Consider the following 3188-nt stretch of genomic DNA (forward strand, 5'->3'; position numbering starts at 1 on the left):
TGGGAGCGTGAGATTTTGCGCATCGTGCGCAATATCGGGCAGTATTTCTATCCGCAGAAACAGACCAAGATGATGAATGAAGGCTGCGCGTGCTATGTGCATTACGCCATCATGAACAGCTTGTATGACAAGGGTCTGATTTCCGAAGGCGCTATGATGGAGTTCATCGACTACCATTCGCGCGTCGTGTTTCAGGCCGAATATGATGATCAACGCTATTCCGGCTTTAACCCCTATGCGCTTGGCTTTGCGATGATGCAGGACATCCACCGCATCTGTGTTGATCCGACCGAGGAAGACCATAAATGGTTCCCCGATATTGCCGGGAACAATGAGCCGGTCGAGACCCTGAAAGAAGCGTGGGCGCATTACCGGGATGAAAGCTTTATCCTGCAATTCCTGTCGCCCAAGGTGATGCGCGACATGCGGATGTTCATGATCGACGATCTCAGTTCATCACCGCATCTCGAAGTCGCGGCCATCCATGATGATAATGGGTATCGCAAGGTTCGCCGGTCCTTGGCGCGCATGCATGACATTTCAGTGCGCGAGCCCGACATGCAGGTGGTCGATGTCGATATCCGTGGCAACCGTCAGCTTTACATTCAGCATACCGAGCATGAAGGCATCCGCCTTGAAAAGTCGGAAGCGGAAATGACGCTGGGCTATATAGGGCAACTTTGGGGCTATGGCGTGACCTTGCAGGCCGTCGATTATGAAAGCGGCGAAATCCTGCATGAGGTGAATTACACGCCGGATGATCTGGTCGGCAACTAGCCACGACCTTCCGACACAAAACAAAACAAGACCTTTGAAATCCGCGCCCGAAATGGGTGCGGATTTTTTATTTCGGGTTTGGAAACAGCCGAACCGATCAGGTGATGGATAATGATTTCATTAAGTTGCCTGTTATTCCTTCCGCCCGGACTTCCGACTTCATCGAACCGTCATGCATTATCGAGCAACTCCGAATTGATAGATCGGTCAATTGCGGTACAATAGCATCACGGGAGTTTGAAAGAATAATCGTTCCAAATCAGGCGTCTGTGACGGTTGGCACATCGCTTTGGCGGCCAAGCTTTTATCTTTCCGATGTAATCAGCCCCACCCTAATGGGGTACAAGAATAATACTGAGCATCTGCCGCGCCGGGGGACCGCATTCCGGCACGTTGAGGGAGACCACATTATGATCACGCGTCGCGGACTCTTGAAAGGGTCGGCTGCAGCGACCGTTGCTGCAGGCATTGCGCCAATGCCCTGGCTTGTTTCGCCATCGAATGCGATGGAAACAATCGCAAGCCAATCCCCCATCGGCATCAACGACGATTTGCCCAACCCGATGGAAATCCATTCGGTTGATGGGCGCCTGAAAGCCGATTTCTTCATGGATGCCAGCGACTATTCGCTGCCAAGCGGACCTGCCAAGCTTCGCATTTTCAACGCATCCATTCCCGGTCCGACCATTCGCATCAAACCCGGTGACACGCTGGAACTGGCGTTTGAAAACCGCATGCCGCCCAACAAGGATGCCGGCGAGGACGTAGTCACGAATGTGCCCAACCGGTTTAACACCACCAACGTCCATTATCACGGCTTCCATGTCAGCCCGCGCGGCAACAGCGATAACGTCTATTTGCAGATCGAACCGGGGCAGAGCTTTAACTATGTCGTGAAGTTGCCGGTTGATCACCCGGCGGGCAATTACTGGTATCACCCGCATCGCCACGGATCGGTTTCGGCACAGGTCGCATCGGGTGCGGCGGGCATGGCGATCATTGGTGGCACGCTTGACGAAGTCCCTGAAATCGCTGCTGCCCTTGAGCGCGTTCTTGTGCTTCAGGCACCGATCCCGGGCATTGACGGGTTGCTGGAAAGTGAAAAGCCGATCTGGCCTCTGGATGCCGAGCGCGACTTCCTTGTGAATGGTCAATACCGCCCGAAAATCTATATCCGCGAAGGCGAAGTTCAGCATTGGAGATTGCTGAACGCGGGCGATGCGCAGTTCATCCCGCTGCGCGCAGATGGCATGGAAATGCATCTGATTGGTCTGGATGGCAATCCGTTGCCCAAGGCCGAAGAAACCGAGGAATTTCTGCTGGCACCGGGCAACCGCGCGAACCTTTTGATCAAGGGTGTTAAAACCGGCACCTATGCACTGCGCCGCCCGGCCTTCATGCAGGGCAAGGCCAGCCTGCCCGAAGAACATCTTGCCGATATCATTGTCATTTCGGCCGATGATCCGCGTGTTGGCAAGGATGTCAAATTCGGCAAATCAATTCCGACAGATGATTTGCCCAAGAACGAGATTCTGACCGATATCACCGATGACGAAGTCACCAACAGGCGCAAGTTCGTTCTAGGTGTGAAGGATGTGTCAGGCTTCTTTGACGACACCGAATTTACCATCAACGGTCAGGGGTTTGATCCAAGGCGTGATGACGTTGTCGCCAAACTCGGCGCGGTCGAGGAATGGACGCTGATCAACACCACACCCTTCCCCCATCCATTGCATATCCACGTGAACCCGTTTCAGGTCGTCTCGATCAATGGCGAACCGGATGCACGCAAACCCTGGATGGACACCATAGCCGTTCCGGCCGCGGGAACCGTGACATTCCGCACCCGCTTTGTCGATTTTACCGGCCGCTACGTTATGCATTGCCACATCCTGCCGCATGAAGACACCGGCATGATGATCAACGTCAATATCGAGGTATGATGATGCGATCCTTTGCACACACCGCCAGCTTCACCGCGGCCATCATGATCGCATGGTCCGCCTTTTCCGTGACAGACGCCAAGGCCGATGATGCCAAACCCGATGCGATGCCAACCGCGGCTTCGCAATGCCTTTCGTGTCACGGCACCAACGGCAACCCGGCCCTTAAGGATGTTCCGATCTTGTTGGGTCAACAGCCGCTTTATCTTGAAAACGCCATTCGCGCCTATCAGGAAGGTCGCCGCACCGGTGGTCAGGCGCTTGTCATGCATGAAATCGTCAAAGACCTGAGCGATGCGGACATCAAAGCCATCGCCACCTGGTTCGGAGGAACACAATAATGAAACGTCTTATGCTTCCTGCACTTGCCGGTCTGATGATGACCGCCCCGTTGATGCACGCATCGGCAGATGAATTGATTTATCTGACCGATGACAAGGGCACCGAGATTTTCATGGATGCCGAATT

General features: G+C 54.1%; 3 protein-coding genes. All 3 read left to right on the forward strand.

Features of this window, described 5'->3' with window-relative positions; translation table 11 throughout:
• A partial coding sequence (locus B3Z49_RS03440) for a SpoVR family protein (protein ID WP_296988256.1) occupies nt 1-777 on the forward strand: 777 nt, incomplete at its 5' end.
• Nucleotides 778-1187: 410 nt separating this feature from the next.
• Nucleotides 1188-2720, forward strand: a complete 1533-nt coding sequence (locus B3Z49_RS03445; RefSeq protein ID WP_296988257.1) for a multicopper oxidase family protein — start codon at nt 1188-1190, stop codon at nt 2718-2720.
• A gap of 44 nt (nt 2721-2764) precedes the next feature.
• Nucleotides 2765-3061 (forward strand): c-type cytochrome, encoded by a 297-nt coding sequence (locus tag B3Z49_RS03450; protein WP_064782300.1) that lies wholly within the window; start codon nt 2765-2767, stop codon nt 3059-3061.
• Nucleotides 3062-3188 lie beyond the last annotated feature (127 nt).

The sequence above is a fragment of the Thalassospira sp. UBA1131 genome (genome assembly GCF_002311515.1).
GTDB lineage: Bacteria > Pseudomonadota > Alphaproteobacteria > Rhodospirillales > Thalassospiraceae > Thalassospira.

Coding starts and splice junctions, on each gene's coding strand:
- B3Z49_RS03445 (WP_296988257.1), top strand. CDS start 1,188: ATGATCACGCGTCGCGGACTCTTGAAAGGGTCGGCTGCAGCGACCGTT.
- B3Z49_RS03450 (WP_064782300.1), top strand. CDS start 2,765: ATGATCGCATGGTCCGCCTTTTCCGTGACAGACGCCAAGGCCGATGAT.